The sequence below is a fragment of the Luteimonas suaedae genome, from assembly GCF_008312895.1.
Lineage (GTDB): Bacteria > Pseudomonadota > Gammaproteobacteria > Xanthomonadales > Xanthomonadaceae > Luteimonas > Luteimonas suaedae.
In genome coordinates, this window is the sequence record NZ_VSSP01000001.1 from 510,097 (window position 1) to 530,939 (window position 20,843).

The 20,843-nt window shown below is 68.1% G+C and carries 19 protein-coding genes; 9 read left to right on the forward strand and 10 right to left on the reverse strand.

Features of this window, described 5'->3' with window-relative positions:
• Window positions 1–98: 98 nt before the first annotated feature.
• From FXO19_RS02220 to ykgO, 7 genes are all read right to left on the reverse strand, one after another.
• Window positions 99–1,334, reverse strand: a complete 1,236-nt coding sequence (locus FXO19_RS02220) for a TraB/GumN family protein (RefSeq protein ID WP_149193416.1) — start codon at window positions 1,332–1,334, stop codon at window positions 99–101.
• A gap of 100 nt (window positions 1,335–1,434) precedes the next feature.
• Window positions 1,435–2,343, reverse strand: a complete 909-nt coding sequence (locus tag FXO19_RS02225; RefSeq protein ID WP_255516254.1) for an alpha/beta hydrolase — start codon at window positions 2,341–2,343, stop codon at window positions 1,435–1,437.
• Window positions 2,344–2,419: 76 nt separating this feature from the next.
• Window positions 2,420–3,028, reverse strand: a complete 609-nt coding sequence (locus FXO19_RS02230; RefSeq protein ID WP_149193417.1) for a TetR/AcrR family transcriptional regulator — start codon at window positions 3,026–3,028, stop codon at window positions 2,420–2,422.
• A gap of 146 nt (window positions 3,029–3,174) precedes the next feature.
• Entirely contained in the window at window positions 3,175–4,077 is a 903-nt protein-coding gene (locus tag FXO19_RS02235) for a carbon-nitrogen hydrolase (protein ID WP_149193418.1), read from the reverse strand.
• Between the two features lie 216 nt (window positions 4,078–4,293).
• Window positions 4,294–5,349: an agmatine deiminase family protein gene (locus tag FXO19_RS02240; protein ID WP_149193419.1), complete on the reverse strand. Its 1,056-nt coding sequence runs from the start codon at window positions 5,347–5,349 to the stop codon at window positions 4,294–4,296.
• A gap of 91 nt (window positions 5,350–5,440) precedes the next feature.
• Window positions 5,441–5,770 carry a hypothetical protein gene (locus FXO19_RS02245; RefSeq protein ID WP_149193420.1) on the reverse strand — a complete coding sequence of 110 codons (330 nt, stop codon included), beginning with the start codon at window positions 5,768–5,770 and terminating at the stop codon, window positions 5,441–5,443.
• 151 nt (window positions 5,771–5,921) lie between these two features.
• A complete protein-coding gene (ykgO, locus tag FXO19_RS02250; protein ID WP_005913193.1) occupies window positions 5,922–6,047 on the reverse strand; it encodes a type B 50S ribosomal protein L36 in 126 nt (41 codons plus the stop codon).
• Window positions 6,048–6,201: 154 nt separating this feature from the next.
• On the opposite strand from ykgO, the gene cmk reads away from it, so the two are divergent.
• The 8 genes from cmk (at window position 6,202) to galU (ending at window position 14,938) form a co-directional block, all read left to right on the forward strand.
• Complete coding sequence (gene cmk / locus FXO19_RS02255) at window positions 6,202–6,876, forward strand: (d)CMP kinase (protein ID WP_149193421.1); 675 nt, start codon at window positions 6,202–6,204, stop codon at window positions 6,874–6,876.
• A gap of 229 nt (window positions 6,877–7,105) precedes the next feature.
• On the forward strand, window positions 7,106–8,797 hold the full coding sequence (gene rpsA, locus FXO19_RS02260; RefSeq protein ID WP_149193422.1) for a 30S ribosomal protein S1: 1,692 nt from the start codon (window positions 7,106–7,108) through the stop codon (window positions 8,795–8,797).
• Window positions 8,798–8,864: 67 nt separating this feature from the next.
• On the forward strand, window positions 8,865–9,167 hold the full coding sequence (locus FXO19_RS02265) for an integration host factor subunit beta (protein WP_149193423.1): 303 nt from the start codon (window positions 8,865–8,867) through the stop codon (window positions 9,165–9,167).
• Window positions 9,168–9,314: 147 nt separating this feature from the next.
• The gene (locus tag FXO19_RS02270) at window positions 9,315–9,587 is read left to right on the forward strand and encodes a lipopolysaccharide assembly protein LapA domain-containing protein (RefSeq protein WP_187775588.1); all 273 of its coding nucleotides are present in this window, start codon (window positions 9,315–9,317) and stop codon (window positions 9,585–9,587) included.
• 4 nt (window positions 9,588–9,591) lie between these two features.
• The gene (lapB, locus tag FXO19_RS02275; protein ID WP_149193425.1) at window positions 9,592–10,773 is read left to right on the forward strand and encodes a lipopolysaccharide assembly protein LapB; all 1,182 of its coding nucleotides are present in this window, start codon (window positions 9,592–9,594) and stop codon (window positions 10,771–10,773) included.
• A gap of 179 nt (window positions 10,774–10,952) precedes the next feature.
• Window positions 10,953–11,930 carry an MraY family glycosyltransferase gene (locus tag FXO19_RS02280; RefSeq protein ID WP_149193810.1) on the forward strand — a complete coding sequence of 326 codons (978 nt, stop codon included), beginning with the start codon at window positions 10,953–10,955 and terminating at the stop codon, window positions 11,928–11,930.
• Window positions 11,927–13,837: a polysaccharide biosynthesis protein gene (locus tag FXO19_RS02285; protein ID WP_149193426.1), complete on the forward strand. Its 1,911-nt coding sequence runs from the start codon at window positions 11,927–11,929 to the stop codon at window positions 13,835–13,837. The genes FXO19_RS02280 and FXO19_RS02285 overlap by 4 nt, the downstream gene beginning before the upstream one ends.
• Window positions 13,838–14,038: 201 nt before the next feature.
• A complete protein-coding gene (gene galU, locus FXO19_RS02290) occupies window positions 14,039–14,938 on the forward strand; it encodes a UTP--glucose-1-phosphate uridylyltransferase GalU (RefSeq protein WP_149193427.1) in 900 nt (299 codons plus the stop codon).
• 164 nt (window positions 14,939–15,102) lie between these two features.
• Here the strand turns inward: galU and FXO19_RS02295 are convergent, their stop codons facing one another.
• From FXO19_RS02295 to FXO19_RS02305, 3 genes are all read right to left on the reverse strand, one after another.
• Window positions 15,103–16,305: an acetyl-CoA C-acyltransferase gene (locus FXO19_RS02295; RefSeq protein ID WP_149193428.1), complete on the reverse strand. Its 1,203-nt coding sequence runs from the start codon at window positions 16,303–16,305 to the stop codon at window positions 15,103–15,105.
• 119 nt (window positions 16,306–16,424) lie between these two features.
• Window positions 16,425–18,800, reverse strand: a complete 2,376-nt coding sequence (locus tag FXO19_RS02300) for a 3-hydroxyacyl-CoA dehydrogenase/enoyl-CoA hydratase family protein (protein WP_149193429.1) — start codon at window positions 18,798–18,800, stop codon at window positions 16,425–16,427.
• Window positions 18,801–18,993: 193 nt separating this feature from the next.
• Window positions 18,994–19,611, reverse strand: coding sequence for a TetR/AcrR family transcriptional regulator (locus tag FXO19_RS02305; RefSeq protein WP_149193430.1), 618 nt, complete (start codon window positions 19,609–19,611; stop codon window positions 18,994–18,996).
• 728 nt (window positions 19,612–20,339) lie between these two features.
• Here FXO19_RS02305 and ndk point away from each other — a divergent pair.
• Window positions 20,340–20,765, forward strand: a complete 426-nt coding sequence (gene ndk, locus FXO19_RS02310; RefSeq protein WP_149193431.1) for a nucleoside-diphosphate kinase — start codon at window positions 20,340–20,342, stop codon at window positions 20,763–20,765.
• Window positions 20,766–20,843: the final 78 nt, after the last annotated feature.

Here is a 20,843-nt window from a genome sequence, read left to right on the forward strand (position 1 = left end):
TCCTGCCGGCACCCGCGGCATCGCGCGCATGGCGCGCTCCTACGGGGCCTGCCGGGTGCGTGGGCCGAAGTCGCCGTCGCTCTACGGGTCGGTCGTCGTCAGCCGATCAGCTTGCCGAGCATCCGCAGGCCGCCGGCCCATACCCCGATCGCGGTGCCGAGGCTGGTCAGGAAGAAATTCAGCAGTACCCGCGCGACCCGGTTGCGCCACCAGCCCTTCAGCGTCTGCACGTCGTCGCGCAGGGCCATGAAGTCGGCATAGGTGGGTTTGCGCAGGGCCGCCTCCACCAGCGCGCTGACCGTGCCCGACGCCAGCGCCGGATGCAGCGGCGTCAGCGGCGAGGCCAGGAACGCGGCGGCGATGCTCAGCGGATGTCCGCCGGCGATCGCGCAGCCGAGCGCGCCGAGGCCGCCGGTCACCAGCACCCACTGCAGCATCAGTTCGGTGCCGACGTCGAAGCCGCCGCGCCAGAAGCCCCAGGCGAAACCGCCGAGCACGAATGCGGCCAGGATCAGCGTGAACCACGGGATCGACGATTTTTCCCGGACCGACTCGAGCCCGGCCCGGATCGCCGCAGGCTCCGCCTGTTCGGTCTGCAGGTGACCGGCGAGCCCCTGCAGGTGGCCGGCGCCGACCACGGCGAGAATCTCGTAAGGCGTGATCGCGGCCGGACGCTCTGCCGCGCTTTCGCGCAGGCGCGCGGCCATGTAGCGGTCGCGCTCGGCGATCACCGTGTCGTACAGCGCCGGCGTATCGGACGCGAACTCGCCGAACGCGGCTTCCAGGATGTCGCCTTCCTTGAGCTTCTCGATGTCTTCTTCGCCGAGCTTTTCGTCGACGAACATGCCCGCCAGCAGGCCGCCGCCGAGCTTGGCGCGGCCCCACCAGCCCAGGCGCTGCGAGGCGCGCTTGAAGGTCAGGCCGACGTCGCGGTCGATCAGGTGCATTGGCAGGCCGCGCGCCTGCGCATCGGTCGCCGCGACCTTCAGCTCCGCGCCGGGCTCGATGCCCAGCTGCTCGGCGAGCCGGCGCTGGTAGGCCGCCAGGCCCAGGTGCGCGGCGAACAGCGCCGCCTTGCCTTCGCGCAGCACCTTGATCAGATCCATCTTCGCCATGGCGTCGGGCTGCGTCAGCGCCTGCATGCGTTGCGGATCGAGCTCGACCGCGACCGCGTGGTAGCGGCCGCAGGCGATCGCGGCGCGCACCGCATCCACGCTGGCGTGCGAGACGTGTGCGGTGCCGAGCAGGGTGTAGCGCACGCCGTCGCGCTCGACGATCCGGTGCGGCTGGCCGGCAAGCGGATCGGATGCGGACGGAACGCTTTCTATGGTCATTCGGGACGTTGGGCAATCGCGGGGCGTCGCGAACACGGACGCGGGCCGCGCAGCATAGTCGCTCCAACGTGCCGCCGGCAAAGCGCGCCGGCGGCGGGGTTCAGGCGAGCCCGTAGGGCAGGTTGGGGGAGGAGACGATGCGCTCGCCGACGGTGCCGCCGGCGAAAAACCGCAGCGCCGCCTCGATGACCTCGTCGTCGTCGACGATGCGGTTGTGCCCGAGACGGCGCGTTGTCAGCAGGCGCGCGTGCGACCAGTGGCGCGCATAGCGCTCGCCTTCCGACCATGGCACCTCGCGATCCTCCAGATCGTGGATGATCAGGGCCGGCCGGCCGATTCGCGGCGCGATGTGCTGGGCCTGCAGCTCGGCCATGGACGTGCCGAGCTGTCGCTCGAACATCGCGATCATGTCCCTGCACAGGCGCCCGGGTAGACCGATCTGGCGGGAAAAGCGGTAGGACGCATCGATCGGGTCGGCGGCCGGCGCCAGCAGTACCGCGCGTTCCGCAGCCAGTCCCCGGACCAGCGCGACCGCCGCGGCGGCGCCACCGAGCGAGTGCCCGACCACGGCATGCGCAGGTCCGAAGTGGCGCGCGACTGCGAGCAGCGTATCGGTGAAGACCGGCAGGTTCGCCGACCGGCCCTCACTCCTGCCGTGCGCCGGCTGGTCGAAGGCGACTGCCGCGTATCCCGCGGCGCGCAGGGGCCCGATCCATCGTGCAAAGCGCGTGCCGTGGCTGGACCAGCCGTGTGCGAACAGCACGTAAGGCTGCGCCTGCGGGTCGCCCCAACGATAGGTGCGGATACGCTGCCCGCGCTTCTCGTCACCTTCGCCCCAGCCAGCCGTTTCGAGCCAAGCCTCGCGGGCGCCGTGATCGGACACGGCCGCAGCGCGCGTGCGGCTGCTGGCCAGCGGGGTGCCGAACAGTTCGCCGGCACGCCGTACCGTCGCCCGCGGGCGCAGCAGGCTGCCCGACAGGAACGTGGTGCGCAGCAGCAGCATTCTCATTCTAAATCGAACGTTCGTGCTAAATATGGAGCGCGGGGTTGCGGGTACGGAAGCCATCGCGGCATCTCCGGTGGGGTCAGTGGTTGGAGGCGGAGCGGATCAGGCGTTCGAAGGCGGTCTGGCCGCGCTTCGCGGACGCCTCGTAGCCGAACAGTCCGGCGTCGTGATGCACCGCCAGCGCCAGACCGTAGATCTCGAAAGCGAACTGCTCGGCGTCGGTATCGGCGCGCAATTCGCCGCTGTCGACGGCGAGCCGGATGGCGCGGGCCAGTTCCGCCCGCCAGCGCGTCTCGTGTGCCAGCAGGCGATCGCGGAGCGGCCCGGGGCGGTCGTCGTACTCGCTGGCCGCGGCCAGGAACAGGCAACCGCCGTCGCTGCTGTGCCGCACCCAGTCGATCCAGGCGGCGACGATCGCGCGCAGCCTCGGCAACCCACGCCGGGCCTTCAGCGCCGGCAGCAGGACGTGGGCGACGAAGCGATCGCCGGCATGGTCGAGCACGGCCAGCTGCAGGTCCTCGCGCGAGCCGAAATGGGCGAAGACACCGCTCTTCGACATCCCGACCTGCTCGGCGAGGGTGCCGATGGTCAGACCCTCCAGGCCATTGACGCAGGCATGGGTATAGGCCCGCCCCAGGATCGTCTCCCGGGTCGAGGCGCCTTTCCCGCCGGCGGTCGACGTGCTCATGCCGGCACTAAAGCACGACCGTTCGTTTTATGCAGCCCCGTGATGGCCGGGCTCGAACAGCCCGCCGCATGCAGATGCGCCTGGATGCCAGGTCGAGGGGGAACGGCAGCCGGGCGCCTCCCGGGCTGCCGGGTATCCATGGAATCTCAGTCGATATAGCGCCGCAGCAGATCGCCATAAGCGTCGATCCGGCGGTCGCGCAGGAACGGCCAGATCCGGCGCACGTGCTCGCTGCGCCCGAGATCGATCTCGGCGAGCAGGATCTCCGGATCGCCGCCGGCTTCGGCGACGAACTCGCCCTGCGGCCCCAGCACATGGCTGTTGCCCCAGAAATCGATGCCGGCCGCACCGGCGTGACCCTTGGAAGCGGCGGGCGACGGCTCGTGGCCAACACGATTGCAGGACAGCACCGGCAGGCCGTTGGCCACGGCATGGCCGCGATGGCTGAGGATCCAGGCATTGCGCTGGCGCCGCTTCTCGGCATCGTCGTCGCCGGGTTCCCAGCCGATCGCGGTCGGATACAGCAGCAGTTCCGCGCCGGCCAGCGCCATCAGCCGCGCGGCCTCCGGATACCACTGGTCCCAGCACACCAGCAGGCCCAGCCGCCCGACGGAGGTGTCGATCGGCCGGAACCCGAGATCGCCCGGGGTGAAGTAGAACTTTTCGTGATAGCCGGGATCGTCGGGAATGTGCATCTTGCGATACGTGCCGGCGATGGTGCCGTCGGCTTCGAACACCACCGCGGTGTTGTGGTACAGGCCGGCGGCGCGGCGCTCGAACAGCGAGCCCACCAGCACCACGCCATGGCGCTGCGCCAGCGCCGACAGGCGCTGCGTGCTCGGGCCTGGGATCGGCTCGGCGAGGTCGAACTCGGCGACCGACTCGTGCTGGCAGAAATAGGCGCCGTTGTGCAGTTCCTGCAGCAGCACCAGGCGTGCGCCGCGCCCGGCGGCCTCGGCCACGCGCGCCTCGATGATGGCCAGATTGACCTCGGCGGTGCCGTGGTTGCGTTCCTGGACCAGGGCGACGGGCAGGGTGCGTTGGGTCATGGATTGGCGGGCGGCAGCGGGGACTGCGTACATGGTATCCATTCGCCGTCCACGCGGCGTCTCCGCGGTCACGCCCGGCGGACAGCGATAGCCAAATGTTGGGACAGGGACCAACGCGAATAGGCGCGGAAGAATCTTAGGAAGATGCTCTATCCGTGCTCCTCCGCGTCGATCCGCGTCCAAAAGGCGCTCGGGATCGGTGCAGCGATACCGCCTCTACGGGTGGGTGCCGATGTTCTCGGATAGCACGCCTGCCGGCAGCTGCATGGTGAGGCAGTGCAGGCTGCCGTTCTGCCAGATCAGCGGGCGGCAGGGCACCTGCACGATCTCGCGGTCCGGAAAGGCCTGCGCCAGCACGTCGCGCGCCGCGGCGTCGGCGGGATCGTCGTAGGCCGGCATCAGCACCGCGCCGTTGACGATGAGGAAATTGGCGTAGGACGCGGCCAGGCGGCGCTCGCCGTCGTGGATGGGCCGCGGCCAGGGCAGCGGGAACAGGCGGTAGGAACTGCCTTCGCGCGTGCGCAGCGCGGCCAGTTCCCCCGCCATCGCCTGGAGTTCGGCGTAGTGCCGATCGTCGGGATCGTCGCAGGCCTGGAACACGATGGCGTCGGAGGCGGCGAAGCGGGCGAGGGTATCGATGTGGGCGTCGGTGTCGTCGCCTTCCAGGTAGCCATGCTCGAGCCAGAGCACGCGGTCCTGCCGCAGCCAGCCGGCGAGCCGTTGCGTCAGCACGTCGCGCCCGAGCTGCGGATGGCGCTCGTGCAGGCAGCGCCAGGTGGTCAGCAGCGTTCCTTCGCCGTCGGTCTCGATCGCGCCCCCTTCCAGCGCAAAATCAATCGTTTGCAGCGAGTTTCCAGAAAGCTCGGGAAGTTCGTGCAGCCGGCCGGCAAGCCGGTCGTCGCGACCTGCCTCGAACTTGCCGCCCCAGCCGGTGAAGCGGAAATCCAGCAGGCGGAAGCCGTCGCCGTCGTGCAGGGTCACGGGGCCCGAATCGCGCAGCCAGGTGTCGTCGTAGTCGATCTCGGCGAAGCGGACCCGGGTCATGTCGACACGCGCCGACGCCAGCCGCGCGCGGGCGTAGGCCTCGATATCCTCGTCGGCGACGCAGACCAGCACCGGCTCGAAGCGGACGATCGCCGCGACCAGCGCGATATAGGTCTCCTCGACCTCGGCCAGCCGTGCCGACCAGTCGGTGCCGGCATGCGGCCACGCGATCAGCACCGCGGCCTGGGGCTCCCACTCCGCGGGGAAACGCACTGCGGTTTCGGTCATTGGATCGTTGTCTGGATCTTCGTTCGGGAACGTGCCGGCGACCGGCACGGGGGAATTCCTGTGCCGGGCGCGTACAGGCTTGTCGCGTCCGTCAACGGATGGCCGGTTTCGGCCCGACCTCGTTGCTGGCGGCCTGGTTGAGCACCGCGTCGACCACCCGGTCGCGCTCGAAGTACACGGTGAAGGCGGGATAGACCCAACGGTTGATGGTGGGCCACTGCTGCTTCTGCCCGCCGCGCGGGTCGAGGCGCTGGCTCGGCGCGCCGAAGCGGGCCTCCACATCGGCCATGCGCATGCCGCGCGCGGGCAGGGCGGATTCTTGTTGAGCCTGCGCGCGTTCGATCAGCAGGACGTCGGCCGATGCGGTGCCGGCGATCGCCAGCAGGGCCAGCAGCGGCAGGGCTCGGAAGGGACGGTTCATGGCGCGGCTCCTCGGATGGACGGCCGATTGTAAGCAGATGCCGGTTCCCGCGGCGAGGCGGCGCGCACAAACGAACGGGGCCGCATCGCTGCGGCCCCGTCTGTCGTCCGGCGACCGGGTCACCGGACGCCGATCGGGCATCGCCCGCGCCTCAGCGCTGGCGGGCCTTGAAACGCGGGTTGGACTTGCAGATCACGAAGACCTTGCCGCGACGGCGAACGACCTTGCAGTCGCGGTGGCGGGTCTTCGCCGACTTCAGGGAGGACAGGACCTTCATGATGCAACCTCGAAACGGTGATGGTGGAATCAAACCCGCAATGCTACAGGGTTCGACGCCATCGAATCAACAACTTCCGTGAGTCCGGGACGTCGTCCCCTTCCCGTTTGCCCCGTCACCGATAATGGGGTCCCCCACGCCAGCGACCATGCCCATGTCCGATACCGCCGCCATCCCCGTGCTCACCATCGACGGCCCGTCCGGTTCAGGCAAGGGCACCATCAGCCGTGCCGTCGCCGGACGGCTGGGCTGGCATTACCTGGACTCGGGCGCGCTGTACCGCGCGATCGGGGTCGCGGCAGGCTGGGCCGACCTCGATCTCGCCGATCCCTCGGCACTGGTGCGCTGCGCCTTCGATACCGAGATCGGCTTTCGCGAGGCCGATGGAGAGCCGCGGGTGATCGTCAACGGCGCCGACGTCACCGACGAGCTGCGCACCGAAACCGCCGGCGCGGCGGCTTCGGCGATCGCCGCCATCCCGGAGGTGCGCTCCGCATTGAAGGAGCGGCAACGGGCCTTTCGCCGTGCCCCGGGGCTGGTCGCCGACGGCCGCGACATGGGCACGGTGATCTTCCCGGATGCCGGGCGCAAGGTGTTCCTGACCGCCAGCGCCGAGGAGCGTGCTGAAAGGCGCTATAAGCAGTTGAAGGACAAGGGGGTTTCGGTTACATTGGACGGTCTGCTGCGCGAGATTCTCGCCCGCGACGCCCGCGACGCCAGTCGTGCGGTGGCGCCGCTGCGACCGGCCGACGACGCCGTTCGCATCGACACCACCGGCCTGGGCATCGGAGTGGTCGTCGAACGGGTGCTGGCGCTGATGGAACCGTAACCGCGATTTGCGGCCGTCGGCGCTATCGGCATCATTCCCGGCGCGGATCCGCCAGCAGATCGTCCCACCGGCGCACCTTATGGCATGCCGGTGGATTCTTCGTTCACCACAACACTCACGGCCATACGCAATCCCGCAAGGCCGACAAACGGGTGGACCGCCGCGCGCAGCCGAAGTTCCCGGACATCGCGCCGCCGCGGTCTGAGTCATCAACCGAGTAACCGACAAAATGACCGAATCATTCGCAGAACTGTTCGAACAGAGCCAGGGCAATCTGGCCAAACTGAAGCCGGGTGCCATCGTCACCGGCATCGTGGTGCAGGTGCGCAGCGACGTTGTCGTGATCAACGCCGGCCTGAAATCCGAAGGCATCGTGCCGATCGAGCAGTTCCGTAACGACGACGGCGAAATCGACGTCGCCGAGGGCGACACCGTCAAGGTGGCGCTGGACGCGCTGGAGAACGGCTTCGGCGAGACCGTGCTGTCGCGCGAGAAGGCCAAGCGCGCCATGGTGTGGGACGAGCTGGAAGAAGCGCTGGAGAAGAACGAGACCGTCACCGGCCGCATCAGCGGCAAGGTCAAGGGCGGCTTCACCGTCGACATCAAGGACGTCCGCGCGTTCCTGCCCGGTTCGCTGGTCGACGTGCGCCCGGTGCGCGACCCCGTCTACCTGGAAGGCAAGGAACTCGAGTTCAAGCTCATCAAGCTCGACCGCAAGCGCAACAACGTGGTGGTCTCGCGCCGCGCGGTGGTCGAGAGCGAGCATTCCGAGGAGCGCGAGCAGCTGCTCGAGAAGCTGGTCGAGGGTGCCGTGCTCAAGGGCGTGGTCAAGAACCTCACCGACTACGGCGCGTTCGTCGACCTGGGCGGCATCGACGGCCTGCTGCACATCACCGACATGGCATGGAGGCGCGTGCGCCATCCGTCCGAGGTGGTGGAAGTGGGCCAGGAGCTGGAAGTACGCGTGCTCAAGTACGACCGCGAGCGCAACCGCGTCAGCCTGGGCCTGAAGCAGCTGGGCGAGGATCCGTGGGACAACATCGCCCGCCGCTATCCGTCCAACACCCGCGTGTTCGGCAAGGTCAGCAACGTCACCGACTACGGCGCGTTCGTCGAGATCGAGCCGGGCGTCGAGGGCCTGGTGCACGTGTCCGAGATGGACTGGACCAACAAGAACGTCAACCCGCAGAAGGTCGTGCAGGTCGGCGACGAGGTCGAGGTCATGGTGCTGGACGTCGACGAGGAGCGTCGCCGCATCTCGCTGGGCATGAAGCAGGTCACCTCGAATCCGTGGGAGACCTTCGCCGCGATCCACAAGAAGGGCGACAAGGTCGAGGGCCAGATCAAGTCGATCACCGACTTCGGCGTGTTCATCGGCCTGGACGGCGGCATCGACGGCCTGATCCACCTGTCCGACATGAGCTGGAACACCAGCGGCGACGACGTCGCCCGCAACCTGAAGAAGGGCGACACCCTGCAGGCGGTGGTGCTGGCGGTCGATCCGGAGCGCGAGCGCATCAGCCTCGGCGTCAAGCAGATGGAGCAGGATCCGTTCGGCCAGTTCATGGCCTCGCATCCGAAGGGCTCGAAGGTCAGCGGCACCGTCCGCGAGGTCGACGCCAAGGGGGCGATGATCGATATCGCCGAGGGCGTGGAAGGCTACGTGGCCGCACGCGACATCAGCGACCAGCGCGTCGACGACGCCACCCAGCACCTCAAGGTGGGCGACACGATCGAAGCCAAGTTCGTGAGCATGGACCGCAAGGGCCGCACGCTGCAGCTGTCGATCAAGGCCAAGGACGAGGCCGAGACCGCGCAGACGCTCGCCGAGTACAACAAGGTGGCGGCGGAAGCCTCCAGCGGCACGACCAAGCTGGGTGCCCTGCTGCGCGAGCAGCTGGAAGGCAACAAGTCCGAGTGAGTCCGCGCGTCGGCGGCCCGGCTACGGCCGGGTCGCCGAGCGCTTCGCGATGCGGAATACGGTGTCCATGACCAAGTCGGAACTGATCGAGATCCTCGCCGAGCGCCAGGCCCACCTGAAGGCCGACGACGTCGACCTGGCGGTGAAATCGCTGCTGGAAATGATGGGCGGCTCGCTCGCCCATGGCGAGCGCATCGAGATCCGCGGCTTTGGCAGTTTTTCCCTGCATTACCGGCCGCCGCGTACCGGCCGCAATCCCAAGACCGGCGACGCGGTGGCGCTGCCGGGCAAGCATGTGCCGCATTTCAAGCCCGGCAAGGAACTGCGCGAACGCGTCAGCGACGTCGTGCCGGTCCCGCCGGAGGACTAGGGTCGATTACGGGCACTGGCCCGGATCCATGGGTTTTCCCATGGGAGCGACGGAAGTCGCGATTTCCTGCGGCAGTCCGCGACCTCACGGCTTCCGTCGCTCCCGCGGGAAGCGACCGCATTTCGGGTAAGCTGAACGATCATGCGATTGCTCCGGATTCTCATCGCCGTGCTGTGCCTGGTCGCCGGCCTCCTGGTCGGCGTGCTCAATCCGCAGACGGTCTCGATCGATCTGGGGTGGGTCACGCTGTACGCCAGCCTCGGCGTGACGCTGCTGGTGACGTTGCTCTGCGGCGTGGTGGTCGGCGGCCTGATCCTGACCGTATCGGTCGTGCTGCCGCTGCGGCAGCGACTGCGGCGCGCGCAGGCACCGGTGGGTGCGTCCGCGGCACCTCCGCCCGATCGCGGACACGGAGCCTGATCCGATGGCCTTCGTCACCGAATGGTTCTGGTTCTTCCTGCTGCTGCCGATCGCGGCCCTGAGCGGCTGGGTCATCGGCCGACGCGGCGGCGAACGCCACAGCGATACCCAGGTCAGCCGCCTGTCGACCACCTACTTCCGCGGCCTGAACTACCTGCTGAACGAACAGCCGGACAAGGCGATCGAGCTGTTCCTGCACATCGCCGAACTGGACAAGGAAACCTTCGAGACCCAGGTCGCGCTCGGGCATCTGTTCCGACGCCGCGGCGAGGTCGACCGCGCGATCCGCCTGCACCAGGGCCTGGTGCAGCGCTCCGACCTGAGCGACCAGCAGAAGGTGCAGGCGCTGCTGGCACTGGGTGAGGACTACATGCGCTCCGGACTGCTGGATCGCGCCGAGACCGTGTTCACCGAACTGGCCAAGCTCGACCAGCGTGCGCCGCAGGCGCTGCGACACCTGATCAGCATCTACCAGGCCGAACGTGACTGGTCCAAGGCGATCGAGAACGCCACCCGCTTCGAGGCCGCGACCGGCGAGCCGATGGGCAAGCTGATCGGGCATTTCGAGTGCGAGCTGGCCGAGCGCCTGCGTGCGTCGGGCGACGTCGATGGCGCCCGGGCCGCCGTCGCACGTGCCTACGCGGCCGATTCCAAGTCGGTCCGCGCCGGCATTCTCGAGGGCCGGATCGAACTGGAGACCGGGCATGACGCCGCGGCGATCCGCGCCTTCGAGCGGGCGGCACGGCACGACACCGACTTCCTGCCGGAGATCCTGCCGCCGCTGCTGTCGGCCTACGCCCGCATCGGCGACGCGCCCGGCGCACGCACGTTCCTGGCCGAGATGACCGAACACTACCGCGGCATCGCGCCGGTGCTGGCGCTGGCACGGCTGCTGGAGGCGGAGCAGGGTGTCGCGCAGGCGCGTACCTATCTGGCCGAGCAGCTCAAGGACCGGCCCTCGGTACGCGGGGAGGCCGCGCTGATCGAACTGACGCTCGCCGACGAAGGCGCGGATACCGGGCGGACCCTGCACGACCTCAAGCACATCACCGACCAGTTGCTGGTGCGCAATCCCAGCTACCGCTGCAGCCGCTGCGGCTTCGGTGCCCGCAGCCACCACTGGCAGTGCCCGAGCTGCAAGGAATGGGGCACGATCAAGCCGCTGTTGAACTATGCGGTGGTGTAGCCCGGGCGACAGCGTAGACCCGGAAGCCTGCAGTCGCGGGGCGAGGCCCGCACCGTCGGGCGACCACGCCGGCTCCGGGCGCCTGTCGGACGCGACCGCGCTTGCACGGGCCGGGAGTTCCTGAGGTGGACCCGTTCACCGGTCCCGGCGCCTGGCTCGTCCTGCACCTGGCGATCGCGATGCTCGGTACCTGGGCGGCGCGCCGCTATGCCCTGCATCGCAGGCTGCTCGACGAACCCGGCGAACGGCGCAGTCATGCGGTCGCCACGCCACGCGGCGGCGGGATCGCGATCGTGGCTTCGCTGCTGACGGCGCTGGCGCTGCTGGCGCTGGGGTACCCCGGGCAGCGGATCCTGCTGCTGGTCGCCGGCGGCGGCACCTTGCTGGTGGCGGCGATCGGCTGGATCGATGATCACCGGCCGCTCTCGCCGTGGCTGCGGCTGATCGTGCATGCCGTGGCTGCGGCCATGCTGGCGGCGGCGGTCCTGCAGTCGGGCGGCGATGCGCTCATGGCCGCGACCGGCTTCGCCGCCGCCCTGGTGCTGGTCAATGTCTGGAACTTCATGGACGGGATCGACGGCCTGGCGGCGAGCCAGGCGGCGATCGCCGCGCTTGGCTATGCGCTGCTGGCGCACCTCGATGGTGCGGGCGGCGCCGTCGTTTGGCTGGCATCCAGCCTGGCGGTCGCCTGCCTCGGGTTCCTTCCCTTCAATTTTCCGCGCGCGCGGATCTTTCTCGGCGATGTCGGCAGCGGCGCGATCGGCTACGGCCTGGCATGCCTCTGCGTGCTGGCCATGGCCGGCGGGGGGGATGAGCCGGGCCGCTGGCCGCTGCTGGTGCTGCCGCTGTCGGCGTTCCTCGTTGATGCGACCCTCACATTGGGCTCGCGCATGCTGCGGGGCGAGCCGTGGTGGAGAGCACATGTGCAGCACGCCTACCAGCGATGGTCGCGCCGGATCGGGCGACATCCGCCGGTCACGTACGCGTATGCCACCTGGAGCGCATGCAGCGTCCTGGCGATGCTCGCCGCTCGGCGGCTTGACACTGCGTTTATCATTGTCGTCGCCGTCGCGTGGTGTCTGGCAGGGGGATGGATCTGGATGACCTTGCAAGATGGCGCCCGTCGCACGAGCCTGAAGGAAGAAGAACAACGATGAATCGCTGGAAGGATCGGGCGGCTATCACCTTGCCTCGCGCAGGCATCATTGCGCATGACCTGTTCATGGTGTGGCTGTGCTGGATCGGCCTGCATCAGTTCCGGCTGTCGATCCACCCGTTCGCGTCGCCGATGCCCTGGTGGTCGACCGAGATCGCGCTGATCCTGCTCGCGCAGGGCCTGGTGCTTTGGCGGGTGGGGCTGTATCGCGGAGTCTGGCGCTTCGCCAGCGTTCCGGACCTGCTGAACATCCTCAAGGCGAGCCTGTTCGGGCTGTTCGCGATCCTGCTGGCGTTGTTCCTGTACAACCGGCTGGACCAGGTGCCGCGCACGGTGCTGGTGCTGTACCCGGTCGTGCTGACCGCGCTCCTGGGCATGCCGCGCCTGCTGTACCGCAGCTGGAAGGACTACAGCCTCAACCGCACCGACCAGACCTCGGTGCGCGTGCTGATCCTCGGCGCCGGCCAGGCCGGAGAAGCACTGCTGCGCGACCTGCGCCGTGCCGGCTCCTATCAGGCGGTCGGGTTCCTGGACGACGCGGCCAAGCTGCACGGCAGCCACCTGCAGGGCGTGCCGGTGCTGGGGCGGGTCAGCGACGTCGCCCGGATCGCGCCCGAGACCGCGGCGCGATTGCTGATCATCGCCATGCCCTCGCTGGACGCCTCGTCGATGCGGCGGATCGTGGCCGCCTGCGAGGAGACCGGCTTGCCGTTCCGGACCGTGCCGCGCCTGGACGACCTGCTCGAGGGGCGTTCGCTGCCGGGCGAGCTGAAGGAGGTCGCGATCGAGGACCTGCTCGGGCGCAAGCCGGTGACGCCGGACTGGAAGTCGATCCGCGGCTGGCTCGGCGGCCGCAGCGTGCTGGTGACCGGCGGCGGCGGCTCGATCGGCGCCGAACTGTGCCGCCAGTGCGCCCGCCACGGCGCACGGCAGATCGCCATCGTGGAGATGGACGAACTCGCCCTGACCACCATCGAGGCGCAGCTGCGCCGCGATTTCCCCCAGATCCAGTGCGTGCCGGTCCTGGGCGACTGCGGCGACCCCGCGGTGATCCGCTACGCACTGTCGCTGTCCACGCCGGAAGCCGTCTTCCACGCGGCCGCCTACAAGCAGGTGCCGGTGCTGGAGGCGCAGCTGCGCGAAGCGGTGCGCAACAACGTGCTGGCGACCGAGACCGTGGCCCGCGCGACGCAGGCAGCCGGCGTCGCCACCTTCGTGCTGATCTCCACCGACAAGGCGGTCGATCCGGTCAACGTGCTCGGCGCCACCAAGCGCCTGGCGGAAATGGTCTGCCAGGCGACGAGCTCCGATCCGCAGTCGACGCGCTTCGTCACGGTGCGCTTCGGCAACGTGCTCGATTCGGCCGGCAGCGTGGTGCCGCTGTTCCGCGAACAGATCCGCAGCGGCGGCCCGGTGACCGTGACCGATCCGGAGGTCACCCGTTTCTTCATGACCATCCCCGAGTCCTGCCAGTTGATCCTGCAGGCCGCGGCGATCGGGTCGCGGCATGCGATCTACACGCTGGACATGGGCGAACCGGTGTCGATCCGGCTGCTGGCCGAGCAGATGATCCGGCTGGCAGGCAAGCATCCGGAACGGGACGTAGCGATCATCTACACCGGACTGCGGCCGGGCGAGAAGCTGCACGAGACCCTGTTCCATGCGGACGAATGCTATCGCCCGACCGCGCACCCGAAGATCCTGCAGGCCGAGGCGCGCGAGATCGTGCAGCAGAACGTGTTCGAGGCGACGGCGAAGCTGCGCGAGGCGATCGGGACCTATGACCTCGCGACCCTGGCCCAGGTCCTGCGCGCTTCGGTCCCCGAGTTCATGCCGCAGCAGGACAACGGACAGCAGCAGGCCGCGACAGTCGTCGCTTTTCCCGCTCGACATGCAAGAAGGACGTGACCGTCGTCGCCTTCCTCGCTCGACACGCAAGCAAGGTCGTGACAGCTGAAATATGAGTCGAATACGATCCTGAGTGCATGGCGAAGGTGCTGCGCAAATCGGTTCCCAAGCTCATGCCGCAACCCGACAACGGCGACCAGCAAGCCGTAGCCGTCGTCGCCTCCCCCGTGCGACATGCAAGAAGGATGTGACAGCAGGCATATGAGCCGAAGAATCCGGAAAGCCGTATTTCCCGTCGCGGGTCTCGGGACCCGCTTCCTTCCCGCCACCAAGACCGTCCCCAAGGAAATGCTGCCGATCATCGATCGGCCGTTGATCCAGTATGCCGTCGACGAGGCGATCGAGGCGGGGTGCGATACGCTGATTTTCGTCACCAACCGCTACAAGCACGCGGTTGCCGACTATTTCGACAAGGCCTACGAGCTCGAGGAGAAGCTGGAGAAGGCCGGCAAGCTGGCGCAACTGGAGGTGGTGCGCAATCCGTTGCCGCCGAACGTGCGCGCGGTGTTCGTCACCCAGACCGAGGCGCTCGGACTCGGTCACGCCGTGTTGTGCGCAAAACCGGTGGTCGGCGACGAGCCGTTCGCGGTGATCCTGCCGGACGACCTGATCTGGAACCGCGGTCCCGGTGCGCTGACCCAGATGGCCGACGCCGCCGAGGCCAGCGGCGCCAGCATGATCGCGGTGCAGGACGTGCCGCACGACAAGACCGACAGCTACGGCATCGTCGCGACCGAAGACTTCGCCGACCGGCAGGGCCGCATCCGCGCGATGGTCGAAAAGCCCAAGCCCGCCGATGCCCCGAGCACCCTCGCCGTGGTCGGCCGCTACGTGCTGAATCCCCGCATCTTCGCGCTGCTCGAGTCGACGACCCCCGGCGCCGGCGGCGAGATCCAGCTCACCGATGCGATCTCGGCGCTGCTCGCGGAGGAGGCGGTGCATGCCTACCGGTTCCGCGGTACCCGCTTCGACTGTGGCACCCATATCGGCCTGATCGAGGCCACCATCCGCTATGCACTCGACCACGAGAAGCTGAGCGAGGCGGCCGCGGCCATGATGCAGAGCGCCCTGGACGAACTCGGCGTGCGCGAACTGGAGTAGGGCACGCGGCGGACACACTGCGGCAGGGAAGGCGGGCGGCACCGCGACCATCCGGCCGGTCCCCGGGAGGCGATCAGCCATCGCCACCGACCGATGCAAAGAGGCACGGCGCCATGATCGGCGCCGTGCCCGTTAGCCGAAACGGCGGAACTCCCGCGGTTCGGCTACAGCGCCTCGAAAATGCCCGCCGCGCCCATGCCGGTGCCGATGCACATCGTCACCAGGCCGTACTTCTGCTTGCGACGGCGCAGGCCGTGGACGATGGTCGCGGTGCGCACCGCGCCGGTGGCGCCGAGCGGATGGCCGAGCGCGATCGCGCCGCCCAGCGGGTTGACCTTGTCCGGATCCAGCTCCGAATCGCGGATCACCGCCAGCGCCTGCGCGGCGAAGGCCTCGTTGAGCTCGATCCAGTCGATCTGGTCCCTGGTCAGCCCGGCCTGCTTCAGCGCCTTCGGGATCGCCGCGATCGGTCCGATGCCCATCACTTCCGGCCGCACGCCCGCCACCGAGAAGCTGACGAAGCGGGCGAGGGGCGCCAGGCCGTAGTCCTTGATCGCCTGTTCCGAGGCCAGCAGCACCGCGCCGGCGCCGTCGCTCATCTGCGACGAGTTGCCGGCGGTCACGGTGCCGCCGAACTGGCCGTTGCGGAACACCGGGCGCAGTTTGGCCAGTCCTTCGGCCGAGGAATCCGGGCGCGGACCTTCATCGGTGTCGACGCGCGCCTTCCGCAGCTGGATGGTATTGCCCGCCAGGTCGGGGACGTGCGACATCACCTCGTACGGGGTGATTTCGTCCCTGAACTCGCCGGCCTGGATGGCGGCGATCGCCTTGCGGTGCGAGGCCAGCGCGAACGCGTCCTGGTCCTCGCGCGAGACCTTCCATTCTTCCGCCACCTTCTCGGCAGTGATGCCCATGCCATAGGCGATGGCGACGTGGTCGTCCTTGAAGACGTTCGGCGACAGCGCGACCTTGTTGCCCATCATCGGCACCATGCTCATGCTCTCGGTACCGCCGGCCAACACCAGGTCGGCGTTGCCCAGGCGGATCTGGTCGGCGGCCAGCGCCACCGCCTGCAGGCCGGAGGAGCAGAAGCGGTTGATGGTCTGCGCGGCCACAGTGTTCGGCAGGCCGGCCAGCAGCACGCCGATGCGCGCCACGTTCATGCCTTGCTCGCCTTCCGGCATCGCGCAGCCGATCACCGCGTCCTCGATGCGGTTCACGTCGATGCCCGGCGCCTGCGCGACGACGGCCTTCAACACGTGCGCCAGCATGTCGTCGGGGCGGGTATTGCGGAACACGCCGCGCGGCGCCTTGCCGACCGGGGTGCGGGTGGCGGCGACGATGTAGGCGTCTTGGAGTTGTTTCATGGGGCTTTCTCCGAAAGCGTGATTCGTGATTCGTGATGGGTGATTCGCAAAAGCGAGGCAGCGGGACTGGCGAATGGCTTTGACCAATCACCAATCACGAATCACCAATCACGGCTTTATCAGTTCCTGAGCGGCTTACCGGTCTTGAGCATGTGCGCGATGCGCTCCTGGCTCTTGGGCATCTGCGCCAGGGCGACGAAGTGCTCGCGCTCCAGCCGCAGTAGCCAGTCCTCGTCGACCGTGGCGCCGCGATCCACCTCGCCGCCGCAGAGCACGGTGGCGATGCGGGTGGCGATCTCGTAGTCGTGCGGCGAGATGAAGCGTCCCTCCAGCATGTTGACCAGCATCATCTTGAAGGTGGCGATGCCGACGTCGCCGGCGACCTGCACCGCGCGCTCCGGCAGCGGCGGGCGATAGCCGCTCTCCGCCAGCACCAGCGCCTGCTGTCGCGCGATGTGCAGCAGCTCGTGCGGATGGAAGACGACCGGATCGTCCCTGCGCAGCAGCCCGAATTCCCGGGCCTCGAATGCCGAGGTGGAGACCTTGGCCATCGCCACCGTCTCGAACACCGACTTCAGCTCCGCGAACACGTCGCCGCCCGGTCCGGCCGCGCGCGCGGCGCGTACCGCCAGCTCCTTCAGGCCGCCGCCGGCCGGCAGCAGGCCAACCCCGGCCTCGACCAGGCCGATGTAGCTCTCCAGCCCCGCGACCGTGCGCGCGCTGTGCATCTGGAACTCGCAGCCGCCTCCGAGCGCCAGGCCACGCACCGCCGCGACCACCGGCACCAGCGCGTACTTGATCCGCTGGCTGGTGGCCTGGAAGTTGGCGACCATCGCCTCGAACGCATCGACCTTGCCGGCCTGCAGCAGTCCGAGTGCACCGGCGAGGTCCGCGCCGGCGGAGAAGGGTTCCTTCGGCTGCCAGATCACCAGGCCGCGCAGGTCGCGCTCGGCAATGCCGATCGCCTCCTGCAGGCCGTCGAGCACCTGGTCGCTGACGGTGTGCAGCTTGGTCTTGAACGAGGCCACGCCGATGCCGTCGCCGTCGGTCCACAGGCGGATGCCGTCGTTCTCGAACAGCGTCTCGCCCCGCGCGAAGGTTTCGCCGAGCAGCGGATCGGGAAAGCGCTGGCGCCGGTAGACCGGCAACGACGAGCGCGGCACAGAGGCGTTGCGCGCGGGGCTGAAGCTGCCGTCCGCGCCGTGGACGCCGTCGCGGCCGTCCAGCACCCAGTCGGGCAGCGGCGCGTCGCTCATGGTCTTGCCCGCGGCGATGTCCTCGGCGATCCATTGCGCCACCTGCTTCCAGCCGGCCGCCTGCCAGGTCTCGAACGGGCCCAGAGACCAGCCATAGCCCCAGCGGATGGCGAGGTCGACGTCGCGCGCGGTCCCGGCGATGTCGGCCAGGTGGTACGCGCTGTAATGGAACAGGTCGCGGAACGCCGCCCACAGGAAGCGCGCCTGCGGATGATCGCTCGCGCGCAACCCGGCGAATTTCTCTGCCGGGTCCTTCGTCTTGAGGATCTCCACCACCTCGGGTGCCGCCGCGTCCTGGTCTGCCGGCCGGTAATCCTGCTTCTCCAGGTCCAGTACCTGGATCTCCTTGCCGGCCTTGCGGAAGATGCCGGCGCCGGCCTTCTGCCCCAGCGCCCCCTGGTCGATCAGCGCCTGCAGCCAGGCCGGCGCCTTGAAATACCGGTGCCAGGGATCGTCGGGCAGGGTGTCGGCCATGGTCTTGATCACGTGCGCCATGGTGTCCAGGCCGACCACGTCGGAGGTGCGGTAGGTCGCCGATTTCGGCCGCCCGACCAGCGGGCCGGTCAGCGCATCGACGGCGTCGAAGCCGAGCCCGAATGCCGCGGTGTGGTGGATCGTCGACAGGATCGAGAACACGCCGATGCGGTTGCCGATGAAGTTCGGCGTGTCGCGGGCGTAGACCACGCCCTTGCCGAGCGTGGTGGTGAGGAACGTCTCCAGCCCTTCGAGCACCGACGCGTCCGTGGTCGTGGCCGGGATCAGTTCGGCGAGGTGCATGTAGCGCGGAGGATTGAAGAAATGCACGCCGCAGAAGCGGTGGCGCAGTTGCTCGGGCAGCACGTCGGCCAGCGCGTTGATGCCCAGGCCCGAGGTGTTGCTCGCCAGTACCGCATGGTCGGAGACGTGCGGGGCGATCTTGCGATACAGGTCCTGCTTCCAGTCCATGCGTTCGGCGATCGCCTCGATCACCAGGTCGCAGTCCTGCAGCAGTTCCAGTCCGCTGTCGTAGTTGGCGGGAACGATGCGCCCGGCCAGCGGCTTGTCGGCGAGCGGGGCGGGGCGCAGCTTGCCCAGATTGGCGATCGCCTTAAGCACCACGCCGTTGGGGTCGCCTTCCTTCGCGGGCAGATCGAACAGCACCGTGTCGACCCCGGCGTTGGTGAGATGGGCGGCGATCTGCGCCCCCATCACCCCGGCACCGAGCACCGCGGCGCGGCGTACCAGCAGTTTTTCAGACATGTTTCGTAACTCCTTGTATCAATTTGTTTATTGCCGCGGATTGACGCGGGTAAGCGCAGATAGGGCGAGGCGGGAGGGGGAACGCTCTTGGCGGGCATGCTAACTACGTAGAAACTTTAGGTATGCCATGTATCTTGTTGAAAATAATTGTTTTATCCGTGCTCGTCCGCGTCAATCCACGGCCAAAAAATCCCTATGCCTTGAACCCGGCGGCGGCGAAGCGGATCAGTTCCTGCGCGGCGCGGCGGCGATGGGCCTTCTCGTTCATGCCGTGCGGGCGCTTGATCAGTCCGAAATCGGCCATCGCGTAGGTCAGCGCGCCGGCCAGGAAGTCGAGCCGCCAGTACAGCTCCTCCTTCGACAGCTCCGGCAGGCAGGCGGCGAGGGCGCGGGCGAAATCGCGCTGCACGTGCCCGTAGCGTTCGGACAGGAAGGCGCGCAGGCCGTCGTTCTTCTCGGCATAGGCACGCGCGATGACGCGGATGAAGGCACCGCCGCCGTTGCGGTCGCCCGCCAACGCCAGGGCCGGCTCGACGAAGGCGGCGAGCACCGGCTCCAGCACGCCGGGGTGTTCCTCCTGGGCGGCGCGCAGCATCGACAGCCGCTGCGTGCTCATGTCGTCCATGCGCCGCCGGAACACCTCGTTGACCAGGTTTTCCTTGCTGCCGAAATGGTAGTTGACCGCGGCGATGTTGACGTCGGCGCGGGTGGTGACCTGGCGCAGCGACGTGCCGCTGAAGCCCTGCTGGGCGAAGAGTTCCTCGGCGGCACCGAGGATGCGTTCCTTGGTCGAGAACTGGGTAGCGGGCATCGGCGCTCCGGAGCGGCTGAATCAAACGCTTGTTTGATGGTAGGGGGATCGCCTGTGCGGGTCAAACCACGGGCGTCTGCGCCCGGTGCCGATGCCCGGGCATGGCTTGAGCCTGAGGTTTCTCCACATTTTTCGCGGCCTATCTTCCCCCTTTGAAAAAGGGGGATTGAGGGGGGCGAAAGCCGCCGCTTGCAAGCCGCAGGCTTGCGGCGGCTTGAGCGCCCTCGCGCGCTGCGCAAGGGCCGGGAATCGCATAGCGATTTGCTGTTGCTGTTGCTTGGTCGGGCACCGAGCAAATCCCAACCCCCCTTTTTTCAAAGGGGGGAAGCAGCCAAGCCGTTGAATCGATTGCAGGAAAACAGGCGACACCTCAGGCTTGAGCCCCGTCATCCCAGCGCAAGCCGGGATTCTATTTTGATCTCGTAGTTGCTTTGAGACTGCATTCGAACGAGCAACGGCAACATGGATCCCGGCTTGCGCTGGATGACAAGCAGAGCGTTCAGGCTCGCCCGAGCCTGGGCCTGGCCTGGGCCTGGCCTGGGTCCGAGCCCCGACCGCACCAGCCGTTCCGACCGGGCGGCGATCTTCAAGCAGAAATGGGTTCTGCAGACCGTGAGGATCGGTTAGAATTCCCGCTAGCCAGTTCGGCTAAACCCGTGCCACATCACGGGTTTTTCATGTTAATGTGGGTCGCTCACAGCAGCCGCCCGCCTCACCGGAGACATTCCATGGCGCTGGAGCGCACCCTCTCGATCGTCAAGCCCGATGCCGTCGCCAAGAACGTCATCGGCGAGATCTACTCTCGTTTCGAAAAAGCCGGTCTCAAGATCGTCGCCGCGAAGATGAAGCATCTGTCCCGCGCGGAGGCGGAGGGCTTCTATGCCGTGCATCGCGAGCGTCCGTTCTTCAGTGCCCTGGTCGAGCTCATGAGCAGCGGTCCGGTGATGATCCAGGCGCTCGAGGGCGAGGACGCAATCGCCAAGAACCGCGAACTGATGGGCGCGACCAATCCGAAGGAAGCCGCCGCCGGCACCATCCGCGCGGACTTCGCCGATTCGATCGACGCCAACGCCGTGCACGGTTCCGACGCGGCCGAAACCGCCACGCAGGAAATCGCGTACTTCTTCGAACCGAACGAAATCTTCTCTCGCTGATCGAACCGCATCGTGCAATGAGCGACTTCATCATCCAGCCGTCTTACGCAGGGCCCGGAGCCATTCCGGGTCCTGCGT